The organism is Mycobacterium asiaticum DSM 44297, assembly GCF_000613245.1.
Classification (GTDB): Bacteria; Actinomycetota; Actinomycetes; order Mycobacteriales; family Mycobacteriaceae; genus Mycobacterium; species Mycobacterium asiaticum.
Genome location: NZ_HG964938.1, coordinates 1,060,859 through 1,087,543, shown reverse-complemented (window position 1 = coordinate 1,087,543; position 26,685 = coordinate 1,060,859). Strand labels below are relative to the sequence as shown.

24 protein-coding genes and 1 pseudogene are annotated in these 26,685 nt (G+C 64.1%); 15 read left to right on the top strand and 10 right to left on the bottom strand.

The genetic code is table 11. The annotated features are described in order from the left end of the window. The 3 genes and pseudogenes from BN972_RS31295 to BN972_RS24015 form a co-directional block, all read left to right on the top strand. Positions 1–882, top strand: a pseudogene (locus tag BN972_RS31295) (hypothetical protein); the annotation flags it as partial. A gap of 148 nt (positions 883–1,030) precedes the next feature. After that, positions 1,031–4,096: a class I SAM-dependent methyltransferase gene (locus BN972_RS28515; protein WP_142277170.1), complete on the top strand. Its 3,066-nt coding sequence runs from the start codon at positions 1,031–1,033 to the stop codon at positions 4,094–4,096. A 109-nt stretch (positions 4,097–4,205) separates the two neighbouring features. After that, positions 4,206–5,060, top strand: a complete 855-nt coding sequence (locus BN972_RS24015; protein WP_036363347.1) for an FkbM family methyltransferase — start codon at positions 4,206–4,208, stop codon at positions 5,058–5,060. 6 nt (positions 5,061–5,066) lie between these two features. On the opposite strand, the gene BN972_RS24010 is transcribed toward BN972_RS24015, so the two are convergent. Beyond that, complete coding sequence (locus BN972_RS24010; protein WP_036363344.1) at positions 5,067–5,855, bottom strand: TylF/MycF/NovP-related O-methyltransferase; 789 nt, start codon at positions 5,853–5,855, stop codon at positions 5,067–5,069. 217 nt (positions 5,856–6,072) lie between these two features. Between BN972_RS24010 and BN972_RS27865 the strand changes: the two genes are divergently transcribed. Together BN972_RS27865 and BN972_RS24000 are read left to right on the top strand one after the other, a co-directional pair. Continuing rightward, positions 6,073–7,821, top strand: a complete 1,749-nt coding sequence (locus BN972_RS27865) for a glycosyltransferase (RefSeq protein WP_235192559.1) — start codon at positions 6,073–6,075, stop codon at positions 7,819–7,821. A gap of 41 nt (positions 7,822–7,862) precedes the next feature. Further along, a complete protein-coding gene (locus BN972_RS24000) occupies positions 7,863–8,702 on the top strand; it encodes a hypothetical protein (RefSeq protein ID WP_080697158.1) in 840 nt (279 codons plus the stop codon). A 38-nt stretch (positions 8,703–8,740) separates the two neighbouring features. Here BN972_RS24000 and BN972_RS23995 read toward each other — a convergent pair whose 3' ends face one another. Beyond that, complete coding sequence (locus tag BN972_RS23995; protein WP_036363338.1) at positions 8,741–10,393, bottom strand: acyl-CoA synthetase; 1,653 nt, start codon at positions 10,391–10,393, stop codon at positions 8,741–8,743. 64 nt (positions 10,394–10,457) lie between these two features. Here BN972_RS23995 and BN972_RS23990 point away from each other — a divergent pair, with 64 nt between their 5' ends. Next, positions 10,458–11,276 (top strand): crotonase/enoyl-CoA hydratase family protein, encoded by an 819-nt coding sequence (locus BN972_RS23990; protein ID WP_036363925.1) that lies wholly within the window; start codon positions 10,458–10,460, stop codon positions 11,274–11,276. Positions 11,277–11,363: 87 nt separating this feature from the next. Here the strand turns inward: BN972_RS23990 and BN972_RS23985 are convergent, their stop codons facing one another. Further along, complete coding sequence (locus tag BN972_RS23985) at positions 11,364–12,605, bottom strand: cytochrome P450 (protein ID WP_051545748.1); 1,242 nt, start codon at positions 12,603–12,605, stop codon at positions 11,364–11,366. A gap of 45 nt (positions 12,606–12,650) precedes the next feature. Between BN972_RS23985 and BN972_RS23980 the strand changes: the two genes are divergently transcribed. After that, positions 12,651–13,361, top strand: coding sequence for an acetoacetate decarboxylase family protein (locus BN972_RS23980; protein WP_036363336.1), 711 nt, complete (start codon positions 12,651–12,653; stop codon positions 13,359–13,361). Between the two features lie 57 nt (positions 13,362–13,418). Here the strand turns inward: BN972_RS23980 and BN972_RS23975 are convergent, their stop codons facing one another. Beyond that, positions 13,419–14,450, bottom strand: a complete 1,032-nt coding sequence (locus BN972_RS23975) for an LLM class F420-dependent oxidoreductase (RefSeq protein ID WP_036363334.1) — start codon at positions 14,448–14,450, stop codon at positions 13,419–13,421. Between the two features lie 61 nt (positions 14,451–14,511). Between BN972_RS23975 and BN972_RS23970 the strand changes: the two genes are divergently transcribed. From BN972_RS23970 to BN972_RS23950, 5 genes are read left to right on the top strand one after another with little or no spacing between them, the layout of a single operon-like run. Then, entirely contained in the window at positions 14,512–15,504 is a 993-nt protein-coding gene (locus BN972_RS23970) for a Zn-ribbon domain-containing OB-fold protein (RefSeq protein WP_036363331.1), read from the top strand. 15 nt (positions 15,505–15,519) lie between these two features. Further along, the gene (locus tag BN972_RS23965) at positions 15,520–16,581 is read left to right on the top strand and encodes a thiolase domain-containing protein (protein ID WP_036363328.1); all 1,062 of its coding nucleotides are present in this window, start codon (positions 15,520–15,522) and stop codon (positions 16,579–16,581) included. Then, positions 16,581–17,762 (top strand): thiolase domain-containing protein, encoded by a 1,182-nt coding sequence (locus BN972_RS23960; RefSeq protein WP_036363326.1) that lies wholly within the window; start codon positions 16,581–16,583, stop codon positions 17,760–17,762. The genes BN972_RS23965 and BN972_RS23960 overlap by 1 nt, the downstream gene beginning before the upstream one ends. A 5-nt stretch (positions 17,763–17,767) precedes the next feature. Then, a complete protein-coding gene (locus tag BN972_RS23955) occupies positions 17,768–18,649 on the top strand; it encodes a TIGR03619 family F420-dependent LLM class oxidoreductase (protein WP_036363919.1) in 882 nt (293 codons plus the stop codon). Beyond that, positions 18,646–19,062: a nuclear transport factor 2 family protein gene (locus BN972_RS23950; RefSeq protein WP_036363323.1), complete on the top strand. Its 417-nt coding sequence runs from the start codon at positions 18,646–18,648 to the stop codon at positions 19,060–19,062. Before BN972_RS23955 ends, BN972_RS23950 begins: the two co-directional genes overlap by 4 nt. Before the next feature lie 3 nt (positions 19,063–19,065). On the opposite strand, the gene BN972_RS23945 is transcribed toward BN972_RS23950, so the two are convergent. After that, on the bottom strand, positions 19,066–19,599 hold the full coding sequence (locus tag BN972_RS23945; RefSeq protein WP_036363319.1) for a gamma carbonic anhydrase family protein: 534 nt from the start codon (positions 19,597–19,599) through the stop codon (positions 19,066–19,068). Positions 19,600–19,726: 127 nt separating this feature from the next. On the opposite strand from BN972_RS23945, the gene BN972_RS23940 reads away from it, so the two are divergent. After that, positions 19,727–20,893, top strand: coding sequence for a Rieske 2Fe-2S domain-containing protein (locus tag BN972_RS23940; protein ID WP_036363316.1), 1,167 nt, complete (start codon positions 19,727–19,729; stop codon positions 20,891–20,893). An 11-nt stretch (positions 20,894–20,904) separates the two neighbouring features. Beyond that, positions 20,905–21,354 carry a hypothetical protein gene (locus tag BN972_RS23935; RefSeq protein ID WP_036363313.1) on the top strand — a complete coding sequence of 150 codons (450 nt, stop codon included), beginning with the start codon at positions 20,905–20,907 and terminating at the stop codon, positions 21,352–21,354. 94 nt (positions 21,355–21,448) lie between these two features. Here BN972_RS23935 and BN972_RS23930 read toward each other — a convergent pair whose 3' ends face one another. The 4 genes from BN972_RS23930 to BN972_RS23915 all read right to left on the bottom strand — a co-directional run bounded on the left by BN972_RS23930 (position 21,449) and on the right by BN972_RS23915 (position 24,893). Then, positions 21,449–22,603 carry a sulfotransferase family protein gene (locus BN972_RS23930; protein WP_099051185.1) on the bottom strand — a complete coding sequence of 385 codons (1,155 nt, stop codon included), beginning with the start codon at positions 22,601–22,603 and terminating at the stop codon, positions 21,449–21,451. Then, positions 22,603–23,385 (bottom strand): SDR family oxidoreductase, encoded by a 783-nt coding sequence (locus BN972_RS23925; protein ID WP_036363312.1) that lies wholly within the window; start codon positions 23,383–23,385, stop codon positions 22,603–22,605. Before BN972_RS23925 ends, BN972_RS23930 begins: the two co-directional genes overlap by 1 nt. Further along, complete coding sequence (locus tag BN972_RS23920) at positions 23,382–24,521, bottom strand: hypothetical protein (protein WP_036363310.1); 1,140 nt, start codon at positions 24,519–24,521, stop codon at positions 23,382–23,384. The genes BN972_RS23925 and BN972_RS23920 overlap by 4 nt, the downstream gene beginning before the upstream one ends. Positions 24,522–24,611: 90 nt before the next feature. Next, positions 24,612–24,893, bottom strand: coding sequence for a hypothetical protein (locus tag BN972_RS23915; RefSeq protein WP_051545747.1), 282 nt, complete (start codon positions 24,891–24,893; stop codon positions 24,612–24,614). A gap of 275 nt (positions 24,894–25,168) precedes the next feature. Between BN972_RS23915 and BN972_RS28960 the strand changes: the two genes are divergently transcribed. Then, a complete protein-coding gene (locus BN972_RS28960; protein ID WP_235192558.1) occupies positions 25,169–25,642 on the top strand; it encodes a hypothetical protein in 474 nt (157 codons plus the stop codon). 10 nt (positions 25,643–25,652) lie between these two features. Here the strand turns inward: BN972_RS28960 and BN972_RS23905 are convergent. Then, positions 25,653–26,685, bottom strand: a 1,033-nt coding sequence (locus tag BN972_RS23905) for a hypothetical protein (RefSeq protein WP_167659596.1), incomplete at its 5' end; no start/stop codon positions are given.

Here is a 26,685-nt window from a genome sequence, read left to right as displayed (position 1 = left end):
CACCGGCGGGCCGGCGGCACCGGCGCGACCGGCGGCGCGGGCAACGCAAACACCTCGGGTGGCACCGGAGGTGCTGGTGGGACCGGAGGTGCTGGCGGCACGGGAGGCGCCGGGGGCACCGGCGGGACCGCCGGCAAGGGCGGAGATGGAGGCGTCGGAGGCGCGGCTGGTGCCGGCGGCACGGCCGGGACCAGCACTGGTGTCGGCACGACCGGCGGGCAGGCGGCACGGGTGGAGCCGGCGGGCTGCCGGGCAGGCGGTACCGCCAACGGCAGCGCCGGTGGCACTGGTGCTGCAGGCAACGGCGGGACCGGCGGCGCGGGCGGTGCAGGTGCCGCCGGAGGCACCGGAGCGACGGGAGGCGCCGGTAGTGGTAGCACCGCAGGTACAGGATTCACCGGTGGCGTAGGTGGCAAGGGCGGCGCCGGCGGGACCGGTGGCACCGGCGGCACGGGCGGCGCTGCTGGCAGCGGCGGCGATGCCGGCAGCGGTGGCGCCGGGGGTATCGGCGGTGTCGGTGGTACCGGCGCCAGCCTCAATGGTGGTGTTGGCGGAACGGGCGGAACCGGGGGCGGCGGTGGCATCGGCGGAGCTGCAGGTGCCACCGGTGGCGGCGCTGGCGCCTCAGGCGGTGACGGCGGCAACGGCGGTACTGGCGGTGCCGGTGGCACCGGCGGCACCGGTGCGTTCGGCAAATCCGGGGGTACCGGGGGCAAGGGCGGCGGCGGCGGGACCGGTGGCGCTGGCGGCACCGGTAGCGGCGGCGCAGGCGGCACCGGTAGCGGCGGCGGCGGCGGTAACAACGGCGGTGTCGCCGTCGGAACCAGTGGTGGCACCGGCGGCAAAGGAGGAACGGGCGGCACCGGGGGCACTGGCGGCTCGGCTTGACCCGCCCCGCAGTTTTGCAGTCCGCCGCGGTAAGCGACTAAGCCCAAATTTTCGCCTAGACGTGGCCTGGGTAGCCACACCCTGGTTGGTTGAGTTACGCCGAGTCACTGTGGGGTCCAAGTTTGCCGGATAAAATTTGGCGGTGCCTGACCCGGTGACCGAGCACCCGACGATTTGTCTGAACATGATCGTGCGCAACGAGGCACACATCGTCCACGAGGTGCTTGACGCCGTCGCTCCCTACATCAGCAGCTGGGTGATCGTGGACACCGGCTCTGACGACGGGACCCAGGACCTCATCCGCGGGCACATGGCTGGTCTAGGGATCCCCGGCGAACTGCACGAGCGGCCGTGGCGCAATTTCGGCCACAACCGCACGGAGGCAATAGACCTCGCCCAGGGCCATGCCGACTACATCTGGGTGATCGACGCCGACGACACCGTCGTGGGCTCGCTCGACTTGAGCCAGCTGACAGCCGACATCTACTCGCTCCGCCACTCGGGCAACGAAGACACTTATTGGCGCCCGCAGATATTTCGTGACGGACTGCGCGTCCACTATGAGGGCGTCGTGCATGAGCATGCCGCATGGGACTACGCATCCTGCGTGGATAAGCGTCTCGAGGGCGATTACCACATCGACTCCCGCCGACTCGGTGCCCGCAATCTGGATCCGCAGAAATACGCCCGGGATCGCGACATTCTGCTTGCCGAGGTCGACCGTAAACCCGGTGATGTCCGAGCAGTTTTCTACCTGGCCCAGAGCTACTTCGACATGGGCGATTTCGTCAACGCCCGGAAGTGGTACGCCCGCCGGGCTGAGATGGGTGACTGGGACGAGGAGGTGTACTACGCCCTGTATCGGGTGGCGGAGTCGATGGCCCAACTCGGTGAGCCGTGGGTGGAGGTGCAGGATGCGTACCTGCGCGCCTGGGAGTTTCGGCCTACCCGCGCCGAACCATTGCACGCAGTTGCCCGGCACTACCGCGAAGAGCAGCGGTACCGACTGGGCTATCAATTCGCTCAGCAGGCCGCCGATATCCCGTTCCCAGACGATGACCGATTGTTCGTTCGCACCGATATCTATGCGTGGCGGGTGAAGGATGAGCAGGCGGTGTGCGCGTCGTGGATCGGCAAACATCCCGAAGCGTTCACCTTGTGCCGGCAGTTGTTGGCCCGTCCCGAACTGCCCGACCATGACCGCCAACGCGTAGCGGGCAATCGCGACGTCTGCGTCCCCACCATGGTCGAAGCGGCATCGGGCTACCCCGACACCCTCATCCAGTCCCTGCCCACCACCGCAGATCCCGCCGACATCACCATCAGCCTGATCGCCGGACCCGACCTGCATACCACCGAACAAACACTGAACTCATTCCTGCACTGCTGCACCGACCTCTACCAAGCCGGGCGCTTCCTGATCCTCGACACCGGCCTGCCCACCCAAGACCGCACCACCTTGCAGCAGCGCTACCCCTTCGCCGAATTCCTGACCACCCGCAGCCAAGACAGCCCCGGCGCGGACCTGATGCAACTGCGCACCCACATCGACACCCGCTTCTGGCTGCACCTGGCCCAGGGCTGGCAATTCTTTGCCCCCGAAAACCTGTTCACCCGCCTGACCGCCGTCCTCAACGCCGAACCCGACGTCTTCCAAGTCGGCATCAACTACACCGACGCCACCAAACTCACCGGCGCCTGCGCCACCGAAGACGACGTCCGCCGCACCCCCGACGCCGGCCGCTACCTGCTCACCGACACCGCAGCCCACGGCCCAGCAATGTTCGACACCACCCGCCTCGACCGCGCCGGAGACCTCCAAGACACCGACCCCAACCCCCTCACCGACCTAAGCCAACGCGCCGCCACAGCCGGACTCCACACCGCCACCCTCGACGAAGTCCTGTGCATCTCTGGTCTAGACGTGCTTCGAGAATTGCCCTGGACGGCAACGGCTTCCGACATCATCAACGGCCTGCTCACTACTGCTGGCAGCAGTCACTTCGTCGAACTGAGCATCGACGGCCCCAGCGCCTGCTTCGGTTCGGTAATGGCCGATTCGAAAATCTCTGTGTCCTATGACGCGGCCGCACACGACCGTCTCGATGAGGATTTCTTTCAGGCGGAATCACCTGACGGTGGCTACGATGTCATCTTCGTTGACACCTGGCGCGAGCCGAAACACATGCTCGACATAATCGAGCGCTGTCTGCCCAAGCTGTCCGCAACCGGCGCGCTTATCGTCGACGGCACCAGCCCGCCAGCCGAATGGCATCGACGACTCACGGGCGAACACGAGCCGGAAGCGGGGTCGGCCGGTCAGGTTCGTCAAGCGGTTATCGAATTCCGCGTCCTTCACCCTCACATCGAAGTTCTCACCGTGGAAGCCAGCTGGGGTTGCGCAGTGATCCGACCTAACCGCCGCGCGCAACACGAGTTAGCACCTGCAGTCAAAACGTCTAAGGGTGCAGCGTATGAGCGCGAGCAGCGGCTGCTCAATCTGGTCAGCTTTGGGTGGTTTCGCCGCCATATCCACGCCGAACCGTACCTTGACGGCTCGATGAAGCTAACCCACCGGACTCAGCTACTGAACGTCCTGATTTCGATCAACGGTCTGGATAGTTATCTGGAAATTGGAATCGCTGGCGCCGATAACTTCGATCGTGTCATTGCCCCGATTCGCCACTCGGTTGATCCCCATCCCGAGTTCAGCGGCGCCGTCGCGACCTACCCGATGCCCTCCGACGAATTTTTCGCCAGCGGCCTCGGCCTAGAGCGCTATGACCTGATCTTCATCGACGGCCTGCACACTGAGGACCAGTGCCGACGTGATTTGGAGAATGCGCTGGGCCGATTATCTGACCGCGGCTGGATCGTCGCCCACGATGCGAATCCGCCGACCGAGTGGCACCAACGCCCACTCGAGGAATATCAACCCGGTTCGGAGTGGAACGGGACCGTCTGGAAGGCCCTGGTTCGTTTCCGCAGCGCGCACCCCGAACTGGATATCAAGACGCTAGACCTCGACTGGGGGTGCGCGGTCATACGACGACGGACGGAAAAGGGAGCGCGAGAACCCCATCCTCCTATCGAACTTCCGGAAACCTTGGAGTGGGCATTCCTCGCCGAGCACCGTCGTGAATTACTGAACCTCGTGACAGCAGCTCCGGAAGAACTGCCCGGCCTACTTTCGGCGAGTCCTGCCTAGGGGCAGACATGAAGAATTCGTTACTTGCGGCAACCGTTCAACCGTGTCACATTGCGTCGACCGGACACAATTCGGAAGAGCCCGATCCCGCACCTTTCGGATCATCGACATGAGCCCCGCTTTCCGGGACATCCTTGAGCCCGCGCGCCTGACGGACGTCGTCGACGTAGGGGCCAATCCGATCGACGGTGTACCCCCATACGCGGCGATGCTTGACGCCGGTTTATGCCGGGTGACCGGTTTTGAACCCCAGGAAGAAGCGCTGCTGGAATTGCAGAAATTGAAGGGCCCCAACGAACGCTATCTGCCATATGTGGTAGGAGACGGCGAGGCCCATACGCTCAACGTATGTGTTGCCTCCGGTATGACGAGCATCTATGAACCAGACCCATTGATGTTGGGTCTATTTGAATATCTCAAGCCCGCTGGCGAGGTGATTGGCCGCGTACCCGTGCAGACCCGCCGATTCGACGATATCTCGGAGATTGAACGCGTTGACTTTCTGAAAATTGATATCCAAGGCGGCGAACTCGCGGTATTCGAGGCTGGGCGAAAAAAACTGGCAGAAGCCGTCGCGATTCAGACCGAGATTTCGTTTATCACATTGTATAAAGACCAAGCGAGCTTCGGCGCGGTCGACATGGAACTCCGCAATCAAGGATTTTTGCCGCACTGTTTCGCGGCCATCAAGAAATTGCCGATCACTCCCGGCATCGTCAACAACGACGTCAGACAGGGCCTCAACCAATTGGTCGAAGCTGACATCGTCTATGTCCGTGATTTCGCCAACGCGGACACCATGAGCGATGAGCAGTTGAAGCATTTGGCGTTGATTGCGCATCACTGCTATCGGTCATTCGACCTCGCATTACGCTGTGTGGCGTTACTTGAGCAGCGCATGACGCTGCCGACCGGGTCCCAGGACCGTTACATACGAATTGCACAGGGGCAGATGCCGGAGTGATTGAGGCTATCGAATCGGCTTGTGGTCGACCCGCCAGTACGTGCCGGTCCCATCGATCGGCAGTATCGGCGAAGTGATTCGATATCGTCCGCGGAAATCGTGAACGGCCTGCGCACACGGCGGTAATAAATAGTCATCCACAATTACAAAGCCGCCATACGAGACACGATGGTAGAGCGCTTCCAGCGCCTCCATCGTCGATTGGTACATGTCACCGTCGAGACGCAATACAGCCAGCTGTTCGATGGCGGCATTCGGCAATGTGTCCTTGAACCAGCCCTCAAGGAAAACTACCCGTTCGTCAAGTAGACCGAATCGACGAAAGTTGTCCTCTACATCCGCACGCGATACCCGAAGTTGAGGATATGTGTGATGAACGTCGTCCACGTCCGCGGGATAGGTATCGGGGTCTGGTCGTGGCAGCCCGGTAAAACTGTCTGCAACGAAGACTCGCCGAGTGGTGTCCCCATACGCCTCGAGAATCCCGCGCATCATGATGCAGGCGCCCCCTCGCCAAACACCCGTTTCAATGAAATCGCCCCGCACGCCATCCAGCAATACCGTCTCACACGCATAGCGCAGATTCCGCATGCGAACACTTCCGATCATCGAAAAAGATAAGGATGGCCAGTCCTTTCCCAGTAGGCGAACGTCCGGGGCGAACTGGTCGCCAGACCATTGATCGCACGGCGCATCTTCAAAAAGAGTGCCAACTAACGATGCTTCAAGCAAATTCAGATACCGCTGAGTCAAATTGGTGCGACCGGCTTCATTCGACGCGGTTACCACCCTCATCTCCTATCCGTCGCTTTATCTGAGCTTTGCGACTGGCGGCGCAATCTCCACACTGACATGCGAAATGCCTCAGCGCTATGCACTATGATAAGCGCGAGATTATTTTGCGGGGCATATCCGCTCGAGGACAACACGCGCCGACCTCAGCCGCGTACCCGAATGTTGAAAGTCACTCGGAGGCGCTGTGTGGAGTGCTGTCCGCAGATAAAATTTGGCGGTGCCTGACCCGGTGACCGAGCGCCCGACGATTTGTCTGAACATGATCGTGCGCAACGAGGCACACATCGTCCACGAGGTGCTTGACGCCGTCGCTCCCTACATCAGCAGCTGGGTGATCGTGGACACCGGCTCCGACGATGGAACCCAAGACCTCATCCGCCGCCACATGGCCGGACTAGGGATCCCCGGGGAACTGCACGAGCGGCCCTGGCGCAATTTCGGCCACAACCGCACGGAGGCAATAGACCTTGCCCAAGGCCACGCCGACTACATCTGGGTAATCGATGCCGACGACATCGTTGTCGGCACGCCCGCCTTCATCAACCTCAGCGCCGACATCTACCTATTGCGCTGCAAAGACATCAACGGCGACAGTTATTGGCAGCCATGGCTTTTCCGGAATGCAGTGCCGGTGCGATGGCTCGGCGTCACGCACGAGTACGCCACCTGGGAGCACGAGTCTCGCGAAGTCGCCCGCCTCGAGGGCGAATACCATATCCACATACGCAATATCGGTGCCCGCAATCAAGCCGGGGAGAAGTTGCCGAGCGATCGCGATCTGCTGCTAGCCGAGGTCGAACGCAACCCTGCAGATGCGCGGTCGGTGTTCTACCTCGCCGCGACTTACTACGCCATGGGCGATGTCTCCAACGCACGAACCTGGTATGCGCGGCGCGTAGAGATGAATGGATTCGACGAGGAGGTGTACTTCGCACTTTGGCGGGTCGCGGAGTCGATGGCCCAACTCGGTGAGCCGTGGGCTGAGGTGCAAGATGCGTACCTGCGCGCCTGGGAGTTTCGGCCAACTCGCGCCGAGCCGTTGTATGCCATCGCTCGTCGTTACCGGGAAGACCAGCGCTACCAGCTCGGCTACCACTTCGCCCAGCGTGCCGCCGAGATTCCGCTTCCCCAACAAGAGACAGTCGGTGTGGCTGCGGACGTCTATATTTGGCGGGCGAAGGATGAGCAGGCGGTGTGCGCGTCATGGATCGGCAAACATCCCGAAGCGTTCACCTTGTGCCGACAGTTGTTGGCCCGACCCGAACTGCCCGACCATGACCGACAACGCATAGCGGGCAATCGCGACGTCTGCGTACCCACCATGATCGAGGCGGCAGCCCGCTACCCCGACACCCTCATCCAGTCCCTGCCCACCACCGCAGATCCCGGCGAAATCACCATCAGCCTGATCGCCGGGCCCGAACTGCATACCACCGAACAAACGCTGAACTCGTTCCTGCACTGCTGCACCGACCTCTCCCGAGCCGGGCGCTTCCTGATCCTCGACACCGGCCTGCCCACCCACGACCGCACCACCTTGCAGCAGCGCTACCCCTTCGCCGAATTCCTGACCACCGGCAGCCAAGACAGCCCCGGCGCCCACCTGATGCAACTGCGCACCCACATCAACACCCGCTTCTGGCTGCACCTGCCCGAAGGCTGGCAATTCTTTGCCCCCGAAAACCTGCTCACCCGCCTGACCGCGGTCCTCAACGCCGAACCCCACGTCTGCCAAGTCGGCATCAACTACACCGACGCCACCAAACTCACCGGCACCTGCGCCACCGAAGACGACGTCCACCGCACCCCCGATGCCGGCCGCTACCTCCTCACCGACACCGCAGCACACGGCCCAGCAATGTTCGACACCACCCGCTGCGACATCACCCGCCTCGACACCACCCACCCCGAGGCCGGACTCCACACCGCCACCCTCGACGAAGTCCTCTGCATTACCGCGATCTGACCGCGCCGTCGCGGGCCATGACCGAGCGCTACGCTGCACCAGTGCGGTTCGCCGTCGCGATTGTCTCCCCACCCGGCGCGGTCCATAGCGAATGTTTTCGCGAGGTTGCGGAGTCATTGCACCATGGCCTCTTAGCGCTGGGGCATGACGCCGTGCTGACCGATCGGCTCGATCTCAACGACCGCCGCACCATCGTGCTGGGCTCGAACTTGCTTCCGTCCCTTGGCCTGGAGCCGCCGCCCAAATCGATTCTGTACAACCTTGAGCAGTGCAGTGACGACTCGACGTGGATTACACCCGAGCTTCTCCGGCTTTTCCGGCGTTACCAGGTTTGGGATTACAGCCAACTCAATATCGAGCGGTTCGCCACCCGGGAAGTGCCCCGACCGACGCACGTACCGATCGGATATGTCCCGGAGCTGACGCGAATCGTCCCTGGCCCTGAGGACGTCGATGTGCTCTTCTATGGTTCACTCAACGAGCGTCGCCAAGCCGTCTTGGATGACCTACGCCGCCGAGGTTTGCGCGTCGAATGGTTGTTTGGCGCCTACGGCCCCGTCCGCGACGCATGGATTGCCCGCTCGAAGCTCGTGCTCAACATGCACTTCTACGACGCCAAAGTTTTTGAAATTGTGCGCGTTTCATACCTTCTGGCAAATCGACGTGCTGTCGTCTCGGAACGCGGTGCCGATTCGGTCGAGGATCGGGATCTAGAGCCCGGCGTCGCGTTTGCTGACTACAACCAGCTGGCCGACCGCTGCGTTGAGCTTCTCAGTGATGACCACGCACGCCTCGAACTCGCCGAGCGTGGCTACCAAGCCTTCTCAGCTCGTAACCAGGCCGCCATTTTGCGCCGCGCGTTATCCGCAGACGCCGTCTGATGAGCCGCTAAGCCCCAGCCGGCACAACCCAGGAGCGATCAAGCGGACACGTGCGCGGCATGCACATCGTCCGCCGGCCGCGCCTCGGTCTGCTCCTTAGCCCAGCGGTAGTCCGGTTTTCCGGCCGGTGAACGCTTCACCTCGTCGACAAACCAAAGACTGCGCGGCACTTTGTATCCCGCGATTTCCGATCGCACGAAGCTGTCCAGCTCCGCCAGCGAAGGGCGTGCCCCTTCCCGGGCTTGCACGACGGCGGCCACATGCTGGCCGTAACGGGGGTCGGGCACACCGACCACCAGCGCGTCGAACACATCGGGATGGCCCTTCAGTGCCGCCTCGACCTCTTCGGGGTAGATCTTCTCCCCGCCGCTGTTGATCGAGACCGATCCGCGACCGAGCATGGTGACGGTGCCGTCTTCCTCGACCAACGCATAGTCGCCCGGAATCGCGTAGCGCACACCGTTGATCGTCTTGAATGTCTCGGCCGTCTTCTTCTCGTCCTTGTAATACCCGACGGGAATGTTGCCCTTCTTGGCGATGAACCCGCGCACTCCCGAGCCCGGCTTCACCTCGTTACCGTCCTCGTCGAGTACCACGGTGCGGTGGTCGATGGTCACCCGTGGGCCACCGCTGTGCGGCGCGTCCTTGGCGACGATGCTGGTGCCGCCGAAGCCGGTTTCCGACGAGCCGATCGAGTCGGTGATTACTCGATTCGGCAGCAGCTCAAGGAGTTTCTCCTTGATGCTTGGCGAGAACAGCGCGGCCGTCGAGGCAAGCAGGAACAGCGACGACAGGTCGTATTCGTTGCCGGCATCCTGGTGCGCCAGTAGGGCATCCAGAAGCGGCCGCGCCATGGCGTCCCCGGTGAAGAACAGCAGGTTCACCTTGTGCTTGTGAATGGTCCGCCACACCTCGTCGGCATTGAATTCCGGTGCCAGCACCGTGGTTTGGCCGGAGAACAGCGACATCCAGGTCGCCGATTGGGTGGCGCCATGGATCATCGGTGGGATCGGGTAGCGAATCATCGGGGGGTTCGCGGCGGCCGCTTTAGCCAGGTCGTACTCGTCCTTGACGAATTCGCCTGTCGCGAAGTCGGTTCCGCCGAACAGCACCCGGTAGATGTCTTCGTGGCGCCACATGACGCCCTTTGGGAAGCCGGTGGTCCCACCCGTGTAGAGCAGGTAGATGGCGTCGGCGCTTCGCTCGCCGAAGTCGCGCTCGGGCGAACTGTCAGCGATAGCGGAGTAGAACTCCACTCCCCCATAGCGCTGGAAGTCATTTTCCGACCCGTCCTCGACCACCAGCACCGTCTTGACGTTGGGGGTCTCCGGCAACACGTTCGCGACCCGGTCGGAGTACTGACGCTCGTGCACCAACGCGACCATGTCCGAGTTGTCGAAGAGGTAGCGGAGCTCGCCCTCCACGTAGCGAAAGTTGACGTTGACCAGGATGGCACCGGCCTTGATGATGCCCAGCATCGCGATCACAATCTCGATGCGGTTCCGGCAGTAAAGCCCCACCTTGTCGTCCTTCTGCACCCCCTGGTCGAGCAGGTAGTGCGCAAGGCGGTTGGCCTTCTCTTCCAGTTGCGCGTAGGTCAACTGCTCGTCACCGCAGATGAGGGCTACACGGTCCGGCACAGCGTCGATGGCGTGCTCGGCGAGGTCAGCAATGTTCAGTGCCACGGTCACCAAATTAGAACGTGTTACATTTCTTGACAAGCTCACACCCCCCGTCGAGGAAGAGGCAACAGCCGTGGCAGAGTCGCCAGCAAACGATTCCGGACCCTCAGAAAAGGACGCGCTGGTCGAGCAGCGCGGTCACACCCTGATCGTGACCATGAACCGGCCGCACGCTCGCAACGCTCTGAGCACGGAAATGATGCAGATCATGGTGGAAGCGTGGGACCGCGTCGACAACGACGACGACATCCGATGCTGCATCCTCACCGGGGCCGGTGGCTACTTTTGTGCCGGCATGGACCTCAAAACTGCGACCAAGAAACCACCGGGCGACTCCTTCAAGGATGGCAGCTACGACCCGTCGCGCATCGACGCCCTTCTCAAGGGCCGCAGACTGACCAAACCCCTTATCGCGGCGGTCGAGGGACCGGCGATCGCGGGGGGCACCGAGATCCTGCAGGGCACCGATATCCGCGTCGCGGGCGAGAGCGCCAAGTTCGGCGTTTCGGAGGCCAAGTGGAGCCTGTACCCGATGGGCGGGTCGGCCGTCCGACTGGTGCGGCAGATCCCCTACACCGTCGCCTGCGACGTGCTCCTGACGGGACGGCACATCACCGCGGCCGAGGCCAAGGAGATGGGACTCATCGGCCACGTCGTCCCGGACGGCCAGGCGCTCACTAAGGCGCTCGAGCTCGCCGAGATCATCGAGAACAACGGGCCGCTTGCGGTGCAGGCGATTCTGCGGACGATCCGCGAGACCGAGGGCATGCACGAGAACGAGGCCTTCAAGATCGACACGCAGATCGGTATTCAGGTTTTCCTGTCCGAGGACGCCAAAGAAGGCCCCCGCGCGTTCGCCGAGAAGCGCAAGCCCCAGTTCAAGAACCGCTGAACACCCGCGAGCCGAACCCGGCTGCGAATTGCAGCAAGAACTTTCGCAGCCAGGTTCGGTTCGCGATCTACGAGCTCGGCCGCGCGCCTAGCCGAAGACCTTCGCCGTCGGCGTGAACACCACCGGCATCGACTCCAGGCCGGACACGAAGTTGGCCGGCCGCAGCGGCAAAGCCGACTCGTCGGCAAGCCGCAGGTCGGGCAGGCGCTTCAGAATCCGGGAAGTCATCAGCGACAGCTCCAGCCGCGCCAGCTGATTGCCCATGCAGAAGTGGGTGCCGAAGCCAAACGCCACATGGCTGTTAGGGTTTCGCCGAATGTCGAACTTCTCCGGTTGATCGAACACCGATTCGTCGAAGTTCGCCGACTCGAACAGCAGCATGATCTTCTCGCCCGCGTTCAACGAGGTGCCGTGGAACTCCGTGTCCGCGGTCAACGTCCGGCACATGTTCTTCACGGGCGACGTCCAGCGCAACATCTCTTCGATCGCCCCAGGCAACAGCGCGGGATCACCCACCAGATCCGACCACTGGAGGCGATTCCGCAATAGCTGCTCGGTTCCCCCACTGAGCGTGTGCCGGGTGGTCTCGTCGCCGCCGATCAGAATCAGCAGAGTCTCCATGACGATCTCGTCGTCCGACATCCGCTGACCCTCGACCTCGGCATTGATCAGAATCGAGTACAGGTCGTCGGTAGGTTCCGCACGGCGCTTGCCGATCAGGTCCATGGTGAACGCGGTGTAGCCAGCGAAGGCCTCCATCACCGTCTGGAACTCCGCCGACGTCGGGTCGATGTGCGAACTCAACCCGCACACCAGATCATCCGACCACTTCAAGAGCATGGCGCGGTCTGACGGCAGCACACCCAACATGTCGCCGATCACCGCCATCGGCAGCGGCGCGGCGATGTCGCGGACGAAGTCGCACTCGCCGCGTTCACACACCGCGTCGATCAACGTGTCGCACAACTCGCCGATCGAGGCTTCCTTATCCTTCACCCGCTTGCGGGTGAAGCCGGAATTGACCAGCTTGCGCCGCACCAGGTGCGCGGGGTCGTCCATGTCGATCATGTAGGGCATGCCCGGCTGATCGGGGCGGATGCCCCCGGTGCTGGAGAACAGCTCCGGGTTGCGCTCGGCATCCAGAATCGCCTGATACGTTGTGGCACCGGCCAATCCATTGCGGTCCCGGAAGACCGGCTGATTGGCGCGCATCCAGCGGTAAGCCTCGCGCGCCGCAACACCGTCGGCGTAGAAGTTGCCATCCGCCAGATCGATGTTGCGGATCTCGGGCGGTGCGGGCGGGAAGGTCTTCCCGGCAACATCGGTCATCTACAGCCTCCAGTTTTCGTCCTCGAGCCCATTACAGTAAGCCCTATGTCTGTCTCGCAACACACCATCGCCGGCACCGTCCTCACCATGCCGGTGGTCATCCGCAAAGCCGACCAGCACTCTGCGATGTTTTCTGTCGACGCCAAAGCGGCGCAGCGCCTGATCGATTACAGCGGTCTCGAAATCTTCGAGTACCTGCCCGGACGGGCCATCCTGTTGCAGCTGCTGGTCCGCTACATCGACGGTGACCTCGGCAAGTATCACGAGTACGGCACCGCTTTCATGGTCAACAAGCCCGGCAGTCACACCAGTGGAATCCGGGCGATGGCCAAGGCCGCCACTTTCATCCATCAGCTGCCGGTCGACCAGGAATTCACGTTGGAAGCCGGCCGGACCATCTGGGGCTACCCAAAGATCATGGCGGACTTCAACGTTCGGCAGGGCCGCAAGTTCTCCTTCGATGTCAGCGCCGACGGCCAGCTGATCACCGGGATCGAATTCAGCCGTGGGCTGCCGCATCCGGCGCCTGCCCAGCAGTCCCTGACCACGTACTCCCACCTGGACGGTGTCACCCGGGAGATCACCTCGACGATGCAGACATCGGGCGTGCGGACCCGTCTCGGTGGCGCCCGGATCCGTCTCGGCGACCATCCCTATGCGAAGGAATTGTCGACGCTGGGGCTGCCCAAGCGGGCGCTGATGGTCCAATCCGCAGCCAACGTGGAGATGTCCTTCAGCGACGCACGCGCCCTCTGAGATCAGCCCCACCGGGCCAATCTAGAACGTGTTCTAACGCCGTCGCAAGCGTGGCCGTCAGGTCAGCGCGGCCAGGTCTCGGACCTGCTCAACGCTGCGAGCCCCCACCACCATCATGGTGACGCCAGACGCCTCCCAGGCTGCGATTTGCTTACGGACATAGTCAAGGTCGCCGACGATCATGGCGTCATCGACCAGTTCATCCGGAATCACCTTCGCGGCCTCGTCCTTGCGGTTCGACCGGAACAGGGTCGTGACTTCGTCGACCACCTCGGAGTAGCCCATCCGGCGGTACACGTCGGCGTGGAAGTTGGTGTCCTCGGCGCCCATGCCACCCATGTACAACGCCAGGTACGGCTTGACTGCGGCGAACGTTCCGGGCCGGTCGTCGGTCACCACCACCTGTGCCGTCGCGCACACCTCGAAGTCCTCGCGGCTGCGCCGTGCGCCGGGCCGGGCGAACCCCTCGTCCAGCCATTCGTTGTAGGTGTCGGCCATTCGCGGCGAGTAGAAGATCGGCAGCCAGCCGTCGCAGATCTCGGCGGCGAGCGCCACGTTCTTGGGGCCCTCGGCGCCCAGCATGATGGGGATGTCGGCGCGCAGCGGATGCGTGATCGGTTTGAGAGCCTTGCCCAAACCCGTTGTGCCCTCGCCATCCAGCGGCAACGGATAGTGCGGTCCGGCGCTGGTCACCGCCGCTTTGCGGGCCCAAACCTGACGAATGATGTCGATGTACTCGCGGGTGCGCGCCAATGGCTTGGGGAAACGCTGCCCGTACCAGCCTTCGACCACCTGCGGGCCGGACACGCCCAGTCCGAGGATGTGTCGGCCGCCGCTGAGGTGATCCAGCGTCAGCGCCGCCATCGCGCAGGCTGTCGGGGTGCGCGCGGACAACTGCACCACGGAGGTGCCCAACCGCACCCGTTGGGTCGACGACCCCCACCAGGCCAGCGGCGTGTAGGCGTCCGAACCCCACGCCTCGGCGGTGAACACCGCATCGAAGCCGGCGTCTTCGGCGGCGGCGACGAGCTCCGCATGGTTCTCCGGCGGCTGAGCGCCCCAATACCCGAGTTGCAGTCCGAGCTTCACGATTGTCGCCTCCTTGAAGCGGATGTTGAAACCACTCTTAGAACCTGTTCTACTCGAAGGCGTGACAGCCAGTTCGAGCGGCCCGGCCCTGATCGATCACCCTGAGCCGCCTCTCTCCGCACCGTTAACGTTGTCCTTCGACTACACCCGTTCGGTGGGTCCCACGCTAGGGAAGTTCTTCACCGCACTGCGTGGGCGCCGCGTTCTGGGAGTCCGCGGGTCCGATGGCCGGGTCCATGTGCCGCCGCCGGAATATGACCCGGTCACCTACGAACCGCTGGGCGAGATGGTACCGGTATCCAGCGTCGGCACGGTGGTGTCCTGGACCTGGCAACCCGAACCGCTGGGCGGCGAGCCGCTGGACCGGCCCTTCGCCTGGGCGCTGATCAAGCTCGACGGCGCCGACACTCCCCTCGTGCATGCGGTGGACGCCGGATCACCCGACGCAATCGAGTCCGGCGCACGGGTGCACGTGCACTGGGCCGACGAGACGGTGGGCGCCATCACCGACATCGCCTACTTCGCGCTGGGCGATGAAGAAGAGGATGTTGCGGAAGTCGCCGATGACCAGGACCCGGTGACGATGATCGTCACTCCGATCTCGCTGACGATCCAGCACACGGCGTCCCATGAGGAGAGCGCCTACCTACGCGCCATCGCCGAGGGCAGACTTCTCGGGGCCAAAACGGGCGAGAACGGCAAGGTGTATTTCCCGCCGCACGGTGCCGACCCCGCCACCGGCCTGCCCACCACCGATTTCGTCGAGCTGCCGGACAAGGGCACCGTAACGACGTTCGCCATCATCAACATCCCGTTTCAGGGCCAGCGCATCAAGCCGCCGTACGTCGCGGCCTACGTGTTGCTCGACGGCGCTGATATCCCGTTCCTGCACCTGGTCGCCGATGTCGACGCGCACGAGGTGCGAATGGGCATGCGAGTCGAGGCGGTGTGGCGGCCCCGCGAGGAGTGGGGCTTCGGCATCGACAACATCGAGTATTTCCGGCCGACCGGTGAACCGGACGCCGACTACGACACCTACAAGCACCACCTGTAAAGGGCTTACTCACTAATGAGCGAACGCAATGTCGCGGTCGTCGGCTTCGCCCACGCGCCGCATGTCCGCCGTACCGACGGCACCACCAACGGTGTCGAAATGCTGATGCCGTGTTTCGCCCAGCTCTACCAGGAGCTGGGCATCACCAAGGCCGACATTGGCTTCTGGTGCTCGGGCTCCTCGGATTACCTTGCCGGGCGCGCCTTTTCCTTCATCTCGGCAATCGACTCGATCGGCGCTGTGCCGCCGATCAACGAGTCGCACGTCGAGATGGACGCCGCTTGGGCCCTCTACGAGGCCTACATCAAGATCCTCACCGGCGAGGTCGACACCGCGCTGGTGTACGGCTTCGGCAAGTCCTCGGCGGGGATCCTGCGCCAGATCATGACCCGGCAACTCGACCCGTACACCGTCGCGCCGCTGTGGCCGGATTCGGTGTCGCTGGCGGGATTACAAGCTCGCATCGGCCTGGACTCGGGCAAGTGGACGGCCGAACAGATGGCGCAGGTCGCCTTGGACTCGTTCGCGCAAGCCGAACGCAACGACTCCGAGAAGCCGGCCAAGAGCATCGACGAGTTGCTCGAGCGCCCGTTCTTCAACGACCCGCTACGACGCCACGACATCGCGCCGATCACCGACGGCGCCGCAGCCATCGTGCTCGCCGCCGACGACCGCGCACGTGAGCTCCGCGAAAACCCTGCTTGGATAACGGGAATCGAGCACCGGATCGAAACACCGGTCCTCGGCGCCCGCGACCTCACCGCGTCACCGTCTACCGCCGCGTCCGCCGAGGCCGCCACTGGTGGTGATGCCACCGTCGACGTCGCCGAGATCCATGCGCCGTTTACCCACCAGCACCTGATCCTGGCGGAGGCCATCGGACTGTCTGATTCGACGAAGGTCAATCCCTCCGGTGGCGCACTGGCCGCCAACCCGATGTTCGTCGCGGGTCTGGAGCGGATCGGTTTCGCGGCACAGCACATCTGGGATGGATCGGCACAGCGGGTGCTGGCGCATGCCACCAGCGGCGCGGCACTGCAACAGAATCTGGTCGCCGTTCTGGAAGGGAAGAACTGATGGCAGGCGCAGGGGCCAACCTGGCCGCGGTTTTGGGCACCGGGCAGACCAAGTACGTCGCCAAGCGCAAGGACGTCTCGATGAACGGCCTGGTGCGCGAGGCGATCGACCGGGCACTGGCGGACTCGGGTTCGACGTTCGACGACATCGACGCCGTCGTGGTGGGCAAGGCGCCGGACTTTTTCGAAGGCGTCATGATGCCGGAGTTGTTCATGGCCGACGCCGTGGGCGCAACCGGCAAACCCCTGATCCGGGTGCACACCGCCGGCTCGGTGGGGGGATCTACCGGAGTGGTGGCCGCCAGCCTGGTCCAGTCCGGCAAGTACCGGCGGGTGCTGGCAATGGCCTGGGAAAAGCAGTCCGAGTCTAATGCCATGTGGGCGTTGTCGATTCCGATTCCGTTCATCAAGCCGGTGGGCGCGGGCGCGGGTGGCTACTTCGCCCCGCACGTTCGGTCCTACATCCGCCGTTCCGGCGCACCGACACACATCGGTGCGATGGTCGCGGTCAAGGACCGGCTCAACGGCGCGCGAAACCCGTTGGCGCACCTGCATCAGCCCGACATCACCGTCGACAAGGTGATGCAGTCCCCCATGCTCTGGGACCCGATCCGCTTCGATGAGACCTGCCCGTCCTCCGACGGTGCCTGCGCGGTGGTGATCGGTGACGAGCAGATCGCCGATGCCCGGCTGGCGGAAGGGCATCCGGTGGCCTGGATCCATGCCACCGCGCTGCGCACCGAACCCCTGCAGTTCTCCGGTCGCGACCAGGTCAGCCCGCAGGCCAGCCGGGATGCCGCCGCCGCGCTGTGGAAGGCCGCCGGGATCACCAGCCCGATCGACGAGATCGACGCGGCCGAGATCTATGTACCGTTCTCCTGGTTCGAGCCAATGTGGTTGGAAAGCCTCGGTTTCGCCCCCGAGGGTGAGGGTTGGAAGCTGACCGAGGCCGGTGAGACCGCAATCGGCGGCCGGCTACCGGTCAACCCGTCCGGTGGGGTGCTGTCATCCAACCCGATCGGCGCCTCCGGCCTGATCCGCTTCGCCGAGGCCGCGATTCAGGTGATGGACAAGGGCGGGGACCACCAGGTACCGAACGTGCGCAAGGCACTTGGACACGCCTACGGCGGCGGCTCGCAGTACTACTCGATGTGGGTGGTCGGCAAGGATAAGCCGGAATGAGCCGGATGAAATACACCCTCAGCATCGCGTTCAGCCCAGTCGACCAGCTGGTCGAACTAGCCAAGACGGCAGAGGAAGTCGGGTTCGACTCGATCGCACTGCCGGATTCGATCTTCTATTTCGAAAAGCAGTCCGTCGATTACCCGTACACCGCTGACGGGAAGCGGATGTTCGACGAGAACAGTCCCTGGGTCGACCCGCTGATCTTGGCCGGCACGATGGGCGCGGTCACCTCCAAGCTGCGGTTCTACACCAACGTCATGAAGCTCGGTTCCCGAAACCCGCTGCTGCTGGCTCGCCAGGTCGGTTCGGTGGCCAACCTGACCAACAACCGCTTCGGCTTCGGCGTCGGAATTGGCTGGGCGCCTGAGGAATTCGAGTGGTGCGGAGTGCCCTACGCGCGCCGCGGCAAGCGTGTCGATGAGATGATCGATGTGATCAAGCTGGTGCTGGCCGGCGGCATGGTCGAATTCCACGGCGAGTTCTACGATTTCGATCGCCTCCAGATGAGCCCCGCCCCCAGCGAGCCGGTGCCGTTCTATGTCGGTGGTCACACCGATGTGGCGCTCAAGCGCGCGGTCCGGGTCGGCGACGGCTGGACCAGCGCGATGATGACGCACGCGCAGCTGGACGAAACCATCAGCAAGCTCAAGACGCTCCTGGCCGAAAGCGGGCGTGCCGATGACCCGTTCGAGTACCAGGCCGTGTGCATGGACAAGTTCGGGGTGGACGGACATCGTGAGCTCGTGGAGATCGGCGTCACGGACTACATCACCATTCCCTGGGTCTTCGACGGGTTGAGCTTCGACGCTCCACTGGACAAGAAGCAGGACTCGCTGAAACGCTTCGCCGAGACCTACATCCACTCGGGCTGGCAGGACAAGTGAGCCACCCACATCCGGCCCATGAGGCTGGACGCCGCTCCCGCGACGCGGTCGCCGCCCGTGACAAGGATGCCTGGTTGGCGGTGTTCGCCGACGACGCCATCGTCGAAGACCCCATCGGTCCTTCGGCTTTCGATCCCGAGGGCAACGGACACCGCGGACGGGAGGCGATCTCGGCCTTCTGGGACCTGGCTATCGCCCCCACCGACAAGATTGAGTTCGTCTTCCGGGACACCTACCAGTGCGGCAACGAGGAAGCCAATGTCGGGCACATCCTGATCTCCACCGGCGGATACCAGGTCACCGCCGAGGGCGTATTCACCTACAAGGCCAACGACGATGGCCAACTGGTGGCGTTACGGGCCTACTGGGAGATGGAACGCGCGGCGGCCAGCACCAAGAAGATCGAGCCGTAGCGCCTACTCGCTCTCAACCGGCTCCACGCCGGTCAAATGCCGCTGGGCCAGATCACGATAGGCCTGCGGATTGACGTTGACCCACATCTCGGCGCCGGTCCCTTCGATCGGGCCTTTCACCTTGGCCGGCGCACCGGTCACCAGCATTCCGGCCGGGACCTGCGTGCCGCCGGTGACCAGTGCACCCGCCGCCACCATGCACCGGGCGCCGATCACGGCGCCGTCCAGCACGGTGGCGTGGTTGGCGATCAGCGCCTCTTTGCCCACGTGTGCGCCGTGGATGCAGCATAGGTGGGCCACCGTGGCTCCGGGTCCGATGTCGACGGGGATGCCCGGCGGCGCGTGCAACACCGAGCCGTCCTGCACGTTGGCGCCTTCCCGGATCACCACCGGCGCGTAGTCGCCGCGTAGAACGGCGTTGTACCAGACTGACGCCCCCGCCTCGACGGTGACGTCACCGATCAGGGTTGCGGTCGGCGCCACGAAGGCGGTGGGGTCGACCTTTGGTGAACGACCCTCGAAGGAATACAGCGGCATCAATTACATATACCGCAAAGCGCATACGCTGCTGGCTATCGCAGCCAGACTCGACCGTCGTTGCGGACTCCAGGCACAAAACTGTAACGTGTTCTAATAATCAGCCCGCAATCTGGAGGTGACCAGGGTGAGTACCGACACAAGCGGCGTCGGTGTCCGGGAAATCGACCCCGGCGCCTTGCCGACCAGGTATGCCCGAGGCTGGCACTGCCTGGGCGTTGCAAAGGACTTTCGGGACGGCAAGCCGCACGCGGTCAATGCGTTCGGCACCAAGTTGGTGGTTTTCGCCGATTCGCATGGTGACCTGAAGGTGCTGGATAGTTACTGCCGGCACATGGGCGGCGACCTGTCGGAAGGCACCATCAAGGGCGATGAGGTCGCCTGCCCGTTCCACGACTGGCGCTGGGGCGGCGACGGCCGCTGCAAGCTGGTGCCGTACGCCAAACGCACACCGAAGACGGCGCGTACCCGCTCGTGGACCACCGATGTCCGCAGTGGCCTGCTGTTTGTCTGGCACGACCACGAGGGCAACCCACCCGACCCCGCGGTACGCATACCGGAGCTCGCCGAAGCCAGCAGCGACGAGTGGACCGACTGGCGTTGGAACAGCATCCTCATCGAGGGATCCAACTGCCGCGACATCATCGACAACGTCACCGACATGGCGCATTTCTTCTACATCCATTTCGGTTTGCCGACGTACTTCAAGAACGTCTTCGAGGGTCACATCGCCTCGCAGTACCTGCACAATGTCGGCCGTCCCGACGTGAACGACCTCGGGACTTCTTACGGTGAGGCGCACCTGGATTCGGAGGCTTCGTACTTCGGTCCGTCGTTCATGATCAACTGGCTGCACAACAAATACGGCGACTACAAGGCCGAGTCGATCCTGATCAATTGCCACTACCCGGTCACCCAGAATTCCTTCGTCCTGCAGTGGGGTGTCATCGTCGAAAAGCCCAAGGGCATGGACGAAAAGATGACCGAGAAGCTGTCCCGGGTATTCACCGACGGCGTCAGCAAGGGTTTCCTGCAGGACGTCGAGATCTGGAAGCACAAGACCAGGATCGACAACCCGCTGCTGGTCGAGGAGGACGGCGCCGTCTACCAGCTGCGGCGCTGGTATCAGCAGTTCTATGTCGACGTGGCCGACATCCAGCCGGAAATGGTGGAGCGCTTCGAGATCGAGGTGGACACCACCCGCGCGAACGAGTTCTGGAACAAAGAGGTCGCCGAGAATCTCAAGGCCCGGGATGCCGAAGAATCGGTCTCGGACGAAGTGCCGGCTCAGTAACCCCGGTCACCATGTCTGAGGATCGACCGGACGTTCCCGACGTCGACCGGCTGGCGCGGTCGATGTTGCTGCTGCACGGTGATCACCACGATCACGATGAGCCACGCTCGCAGCGGCCAGGGTCCGGGTCTTGGTCGAAGTCAAGGGATTTCAGCAACGATCCGCGTCGTGCGGCCGAGGTTGCCGAGGCCAGCAGAGCGGACCGCGAGCGTTACCTGAGCGTCGGCCTGCAACCGGTGGATTGCCGGTTCTGTCACGTCACGGTGACGGTGCGCCGGCTCGGGCCGGGACACACTGCGGTGCAATGGAGTAGCGATGCCTCCCAGCGTTGCGCCCACTTCGCCGAAGTACGCGCCGCTGGTGGCGACACTGCGCGTACCCGGGCTTGTCCGCGGCTGGCCGACAGCATCGAACACGCGGTCGCCGAAGGCGTCCTCGAGCACGGCGACACGGACGACTGAGCACGGCGGCGGTCGATCAATCCTGCGGTGCCGCAGCGACATTGTCGCTCCAAGGTGGGCATAGCCTCGCATGCCCCGATACTTGGGTCCTCGCTCACAGCCCGGCGAAGCGCTCCTTGACGGCCTCCGCAGTCAGCCCGTAATCCGCCAGTGAGTACTGGTGCTTTGGCGCCCTGGCACCCGTCTTGCTTTCGGCGTGACTGTCCTCCATGGCTTTTCGCGCCTCATCGGTGAGGGTCAGCCCGAAGTGGCGGTACACCTCGGCGACCGTTCCCAATGGATCACTGACCAATTCGTTGTAGTCGACATCGCAGAACTGAGCCGGATTGTATTTGGCTCGAGCGCTATTGAAGCGCTCCAAGCCTCGCGACCAGGTCTCCATGGCGTCGGCACCGATCTGAGCGCCGTGGAACGTCGTAGACCATCCCTCAGCCGTGTGCTGGGCCAGTGAGCACATCGAGGCCATGATCGTCTCCACCGGCCGGTGGGTTTGAATCACCAGTGCATCGGGATAGGTCGCCATCAACGCGTCCAGCGCGAAAAGGTGACTCGGGTTCTTCAACACCCACCGCTTGTCGACGTCATTGAGGCCGATGAGCTGAAGGTTGCGACGGTGCCGCTGGTACGCCGGTGTCCAGTCCTGCTGCGACAACCATTGCGCGTAGCTGGGTACGTGGGCCAGTGTTTCGTACGAGACCGAATGCAGCGACTGCCGTAGCAGCTGCCAGCACTCCTCCAGCTCGTAGGCGGCCATGAAGTGCAGGCCGGTGTAGTCCGGGTTCGCTTCGTGGTGCTGGGTGAACTGTGCGTCGAGCTGTCGATACCACGGATTCGAATCCCAGGTGTCCCGCGGTGGGCGCGGCTGGGGGAACTCCGCCAACCACAGGTGCAGACCCTGATGCGCCGGGTCCGCCCCCAGCAGCCTGTGCAGCACCGTCGTTCCGGTCCGCACCAGTCCGGTCACGAAGATCGGTCGCTCGATGGGGACCTCGGCGTGCGCCGGGTATTGCTTCCACGCGGACTGGGACAAGAGTCGGGCCACCAGCGCCCCGCGCAGGAAGAACCGGTTCATCTTGCTGCCCAACACCGTCAGGCTCGCCTCGCGCTTGTACGCGTCGAGCAGCACGGCCAGGGCCTCGCGGTAGTTGTCGTCGTCGGGGCCGAAATCGTCCAGCCCGGTCAGCTTGGTTGCCGACGCGTGCAGATCGTCGACGGTGCCGATATCGGTCCGGCCAGCCAAGTCGGTCATCAGTTGTGGTACTCCCCGCAGTTGACGTCCAGCGTCTGCCCGGTGATGCCGCTGGACAAATCGCTGGCCATGAACAGGATCGCCGACGCCACTTCGTCCTCGGTGGGCAGTCGCTTGAGGTCGGAATTGGCGGCGGTGGCCTGATAGATCTGGTCGGCGGTGGTGCCGTACTTACCCGCCTGGTGGTTGAAGTATCCCTGCAACGTGTCGCCCCAGATATAGCCGGGCGCAACGGAATTGACCCGGATGCCCTGCTCCCCCAGTTCGGTGGCCAAGGACTGCGACATGGACAGCAGCGCGGACTTAGCCATCTTGTAGGCCCCGTACTTGGCCTGAGAGTGCCGGATCACCATGGAGTTGACGTTGACGACGGAACCTTTCGCCTCGGCCAGCGCCGGAGTGAAGCCCTGGATCAGCCGCAGAGCGCCCAGCGCGCTCAGTTCGATCGCATCGCGAATGTGCTGGAACGTGGTGCCAGCCAACGGCTTCATCGACGGCACGCGAAAAGCGTTGTTGATCAACACATCTGCTTTACCGTAGGCCTCGAGTGTGGCGTCCACGAGATTATTCACCTGCTCGTCGTCGGTGATGTCAGTGCGCACCGCCACCGCCTTACGGCCAAGGTCGATGACCTGCTTGGCCACATCGTCGAGGCGATCCGCACTGCGGGCCGCCAGCACCAGATCGGCGCCCTCTGTCGCACATCGGCGCGCCAGCGTGGTGCCCAGCCCCGGGCCCACCCCACTGATCACCACTACCTTGCCGTCGAGCAGATCCGTCATCCCAGCATCCTTGCCGCAATTTGTTGTTGACGCAGCGCAATTCGCGCTCGCCAGTCGTCCTCGGAGATCTTGTTGTGCTCGTAATAGGGCAACGCGGCCGGAACCGCGTCGACGTCGACCAGGTGCACGGTGGGACCGTCTGCCTCGGTGAGCTCCCGCGATACCCGCTGCCACCGGAACTGCAGGAACCCGCGGCGGTGAGCGAGCGTCTCCACCCAGTTGGTGACCCCCGGGTTCTGGTCACTGACCACTATACGAACCTTGCCGTCCGGATCCGCTTGTGCCTGAGTGTTATTCAGTGACGTCTGATGGTTGATGTAGTCCAGCGAGATGTACCACATGCTGCCCAGCTGGAAGCCCAGGTAAGGCGCGTCGCTGACCGGAATGGTGATCACCAGCGCCTGATCGGGGCGCAACTCGAAGTGACCGACGGACGAATACTGGGTCGCCAGACCGCCTGGCGTGAGTCGGGGCGGCACCATCGTATTGACCGGGATCTTGAGGTAGAACCACTGCGGGAACTGCAGCCAGGTCTTCACCCGGTTCACCAGCTGTCTTCCGGCTGTCGCGTACCGCTTTTCGATGAGCTGGCGGGTCAGCGGGGGCGGCGCGGTGCCCGCTGTGTCCACCCGTTCGATGGTCAACGTACCCCGCCGGGCGCTCCAGTCGCCGTACACCTCGCGCATCACCAGCTGACCCGGGCTGGTCGGTCGCACCCGCCACTCGAAACTTCCGTCGGGGGCGATGTCGAGTTCGCGGTCGTCGAACGCGGCCTGGCTGGCCGGCACATTGTCATCGGTGTACTCCCCGCCGAGCAGCTGAAAACTCAGGTCGGTGGTGGTGCCGCGGACGCCCCTGACCACGTAATCGTGGTCGGCGTGCACGCGGGTGCCGAAGTACAGGGTGTCGGGATTGTCCAAACCCATCTTGGTGAACGGCCCGGTCCCGGACTGCAGGAACGGGTGGTCGCGCTCGTAGTCGAACGCCAGATGCATGCACCCGGCGATACATCCGGCCAGATACTGCAGGCCTTCGAGGAGGTCGGCTTCGGTCTCGATATGCGGCGCGGCAGCCACCAGATTCTCGGCTTCCGCGATGGCTTCGGTCAATGCGTTTGAGAAGAGGGAAGCGGGCACGGCTTTGACGCTAGAACGTGTTCCTATTTTCAGTCAACCGCGAACATTTTCCCGCGTCGCAGCGGCGCTTTTGGACGAAGCCCGATCACCTTATGAGGTGCACTGATTGGCCAGCGTGACCAGCGCCTGCCGCACGTCCGGGTGCCGGTTGAGGTAGTCAACCAGGTTGGTACCCGAACCCGACGCCTGCGACCGGGCAGTGATCTCCGCCTTGACGTCCGGATGACGATCCAGATAGCCCTGGACTTGTTCGGACGCCGTCTGACCGAAGGTGGTATTGCACTGCTGCGGATCCGCGGTTGCCACCGGCATAGCGATCGTTGCCGAGACAATGGCGCCCAAAAGACCGCCGACCACCAGACCTTTGCGCATGGTCGCTCCTCCTATCCGGGTGCTTGTATTCCGAGGCTACGCGCGCCGGCGCCCGCCGCGCGAGGCCTGGGCGGCGCTCGCGAGTGGGACTACGCTGGCTTTACATGAGCACTCGCGGTGGGGATTTTGATCCAGCTCGAACGGGTGGCGGATTTCGGCCTCCGCCGCCGCAGACCGAACGGTTTTCCCGCGAAACAAGACCGCCCGCGCCAGTGCCGGCGCCGCCCGACTTCAATCCCGCGCCCCGGCAACTCCAGCGCCCTTCCCGCACGACTGTGGGCGTCCTGCTGGCGGTGCTGCTGGCGACGGTCGCGCTGGTGCTTTCGCTGATTTCCCTCTTCAGCGAGCCCTCGCAACCGCCCGGCCCACCGAAACCGCCCTCGATTGCGGACGCGGACAAGGCGCTCTGTCAGGCGATCGGGCCGCTGATGAAGGAAAATGACGACCGAAGCAATGCATTTCTGGCCACCGGTGAAGCGGGCTCCCCGGAACGTGACGCCGCACTGCCGAAGTTCGTCACCGACACTCAGGATTGGGCACGCCGCACCCAGCAGGTGCTCGACGCGCACTCAAGCCCGCCACGCTTATCCACCCGGGCGCTGCAGCGCTACATCGACGACATGCAACTATTCGTCGCGAGTGTTCGCCCCGGACCGGGCACGCAGTACGACGAGGCCGCCTGGACCGACAGCATCGTGGCCTATGGCGGGACGCTGGCCACGTGCCAACAGCTCGGCATCGGCTGGTGAGGTTCCGGGGTCAGTAAGGCTGCAGCGGGACCCAGATCCCATACAGCCAAAAGCCCCAGCCCTGGTAGTAGGGGTCCCACACCGGTAGCACCGAGTACCCCAGGTAGTTGAGGGTGGGCGCCACCCAGCCCGCCGGCGGCGGCCACGGTCCCCAGCCCCCGTAGGGTGCCAAGGCGGCCCTGAGCGGATTACCCCAGCCCAACGGCGGCGCCGGCGGAGGGCCCCAGCCCCATGGCGCACGGCCCAATCCCCATGGTGCCGGACCGCCGTGCCAGGGCGGCGCAAGCAGGCGCAGAGCCGGACTACGGAATCTCACATCCCAGCGCAGATCCCCGAGCGGAGCCCCAGGCCCACGGAAGTCGCCCCGGAAATGCCAAGCCGGTCCACCCCGCCAGCCGGAACGCCAGTTCAGGTTGGCGCCCGCCCCGAAGGGCCCTCGCAGGTTGATGCCCAAATCGCCCCGTGGACCCCACCAGCGCCCGAATGGGGGCGCCCCCAGCCCTCGGAAGGGTGCCCGGAAGTTGCCAGCCGCCATGCCGCCCAAGCGGACGCCGCCGCGGAAGTCCGCGAGCGGCCCGCCCGGTCCGCGGAACGGTCCCCGGAAATCGACGGCCGGGGCCCCGGTGCCGCGGAATGCGCCGCGAACATTGGCCCCGGGGCCACGCAGGCTGCCGTTGACTCCGGCGTTGACTCCGCCCGCCACACCTAGGCCACCACGCAGTTCGGTAGCCGGAGGCTTGGGGCTGCGTCCTTGAGGTCCGGGGCCGCCGTGCCCACCACCTTGTCCGGGTGATGTTGCCGGGCCGCCACCGCGGCCGCCAGGGCCACCGCCGCCGGGACCACCGCCGCCGATTGCCGCCGCCACCACCGGCCTGGGGCCCGCCACCGTGGCCGCCACCACCGGGACCGTTCCCGCCACCGGCCTGCGGTGCGGGTCCACCACCGTGGCCACCGCCACCGGGGCCACCGCCGCCACCAGCCTGGGGTGCGGGTCCGCCGCCGTGGCCACCGCCACCGCCACCTTGACCGCCGCCTTGACCGCC